The organism is Microcoleus sp. D3_18a_C4, from assembly GCF_036702415.1.
In the GTDB taxonomy this organism is placed as follows: Bacteria; Cyanobacteriota; Cyanobacteriia; order Cyanobacteriales; family Microcoleaceae; genus Microcoleus.
In genome coordinates, this window is record NZ_JAUBTI010000213.1 from 1 (window position 1) to 2,568 (window position 2,568).

1 pseudogene is annotated in these 2,568 nt (G+C 46.1%); it reads right to left on the reverse strand.

Going from position 1 to position 2,568, the window contains the following annotated elements:
- A pseudogene (ltrA, locus tag QUB16_RS33170) lies at nucleotides 1-1,939 on the reverse strand (group II intron reverse transcriptase/maturase); the annotation flags it as partial.
- Nucleotides 1,940-2,568 lie beyond the last annotated feature (629 nt).

Consider the following 2,568-nt stretch of genomic DNA (forward strand, 5'->3'; position numbering starts at 1 on the left):
TGTCAAAGATAGCTCCAATCGCATCGTGACATGACCTATTAAACTCAGCGAGACTGTCACCAGCCTCGCTGGTCTTCAAAACCGTGCATGAAAGTTTCCCTTCACACGGCTCCTCAATGATTTGGTGCTTGTCACGCATACCTCATTACCCATTTGTCTGCGACTTTTTCAAGTCTTTTGGTGGGCTTAGGCTCGGCACTATTGCAGCCGGATTTGTTGCCGGGACTGCCATCTGAGGCGGTCTTTGTGTCGTGGCAATGTCTGTGTAGAAGTTCCCAGTTATCGTAAGAATCCTTTCCACCTTGCGATTTCGGGATTTTGTGGTCAATTTCTATCACATCGTTTTCACGGAAAAACAATCCGCAGTGGGCGCACTTCCCTTTTTGCCTTTTCAAGAGTTTTGATACCCTAGTTGGCATTTCTGGGTTGTTACCCATTCTTGTACTCCAGTAAACTAGGTTCGCGTCGTATGGTGACGATTTGCCTTTAACTTTCACATGACGCAATATTGGAGTGTCGGCATGGTCAAGTAACCGAAGTGGGCTTGTACCCTCTTTCCTAGTTGCGAATACCCAGTTGTTACCGCCCATAGATTGCCAATATTTCTTTGACACCCATGATTTTGATTTCTTTGGGTGGCGGTGGGTTGCCCAAGCTACAAGTTTTCGATACACCAGGTCGTCTAATTCTGCGTAAGTTTCCTTACTTACTACAGTCGCATAGTAGTTTGCCCATCCCCGTATTATGGGGTTAATTCGTTTGATTAGCGCCGCTTGCGGTGCTGACTTTTGGGCGTCAATAACTCTTGCGATGTGGTCGTAATGTACCTTAATCTTGTTTTGGCTTGGGGTGATGATGGTTTTGAATCCTAGTTTTTCCCCTTGGGTATTCTTACCTGATTGGTGTTTTCCTTTGGGAAACTGTCGTATATTGAAACCAAGGAAGTCGAACCCTGGTTTTTCACCCTCCATTTCTGTAAGGGTGTGTGTCAGTCTTGTTTTACTAGGCTTCAATTCCAAGCCTATGTCTTTTAACCATTCCGAGATTATCTCTCGGCATCTTTGGACAACGGTTATGTCAACGCGCGAGAATCACGAAGTCATCTGCATACCTGATTAATGTTGCTCCTGATTGATAACCAGAGTATTTCCCTTTCTTGACTATTGTCCTTCTGGGGAAAGCTTGCTTAATCCGGTGTTCCATCCCGTGGAGGGCAATATTTGCTAGTAGTGGGGAGATGACCCCACCCTGTGGAGTACCCTCAGATGTCTCGTAGTGCTGCATATTGTCCATCACTCCCGCTTTTAACCAGGCTCGTATTTGACGGCGAATGGTGGGGAATGTATTAAGTTTGTTAAGCAGCGCTACATGGTTGATGCGGTCGAAACACTTGGAGATGTCGGCATCTAGCACGTATTTGGCTTTATACCTAATCTCGTTAAATATTGCCTCAATTGCATCATGACATGACCTTCCGGCTCTGAATCCATAACTGTTGGGTTCAAATCGCGCTTCCCATTCAGGCTAAGCGTGCCATCTTGACGAGTGCTTGCAAGGCTCGGTCTTTCATTGTAGGTATACCTAGAGGTCGCTTCTCTTCCGTTCCCGGTTTTGGAATCCATACTCTCCGGGTCGGGCTGACCTTAGAACCCAGTTTTAAGTTGTTTACTAACTTCAAACGAGCTGCTGGGGATAGAGATTTAATTCCATCCACTCCTGCTGTTTTTTTGCCAGTGTTATCTTGGGTAACTCTACGAACCGATAATGCTCTTGCTGACCAAGAATTCATCAACGTCTTTTGGAGTCTGCGTAATGCCTTTACATCACCACGTTGAGAGGCTTGATAGATTCTCTTTTGGAGCTTGTAAACTCGCCGCTCTAGCTTGCGCCAGTTAATCGAGTGCCATTCCACCGTAGTCTTTAAACTCGTTTTAGACATTTATACTCCTTACTTGAGTCTCTATCTTCCAAAACATCGTGAGTCTGTCTGCATATCCTGAACATTACTTCAGGCTTTGGCTTTTGACTCAATCTTTCCTACTCTCCGCATCCGGTTAGCACCTACTCAGTCATCGATCTGACTGAGAGCTTACGAGAGGTTACTTCGTTTCTGATAGCCATTGATAGAGTTTTTAGAGCGGTACTATCCACCGGGTTTGGAGGAAGTGCTTGTTGGTCAACCAGGAATTGCCAACTCCCCATTATCCTTGCCCTGTTTGGGACTCCCAGCGTGTAAGCCTGATTCCGCTGGTTATTTATGACGATGGTTAAACGTACCTTCGTATGCCTACTCATGAACTCTTGCTTGGTGATTGCCAGATTAGGCTTCCAGCATTGACACCTTTCACCCCCGCTTCAGGGATTGATGGCTAGTCGCTACCCTGGGGGACACAGTTCAGAACTGCGCTCTGTGTGCTTTCACTCCTGCACTTGGAGGGTGGGACTTGAGTGGTTCTAGAATACTTTTCTCTCACCCACATGACTATCAAATTGTCAAGGTTCTTATGTTACTTGCGGGTAATCCTCTACCCATTTCAGGGCTAGTTTCTACCCAACGAATCGCACACC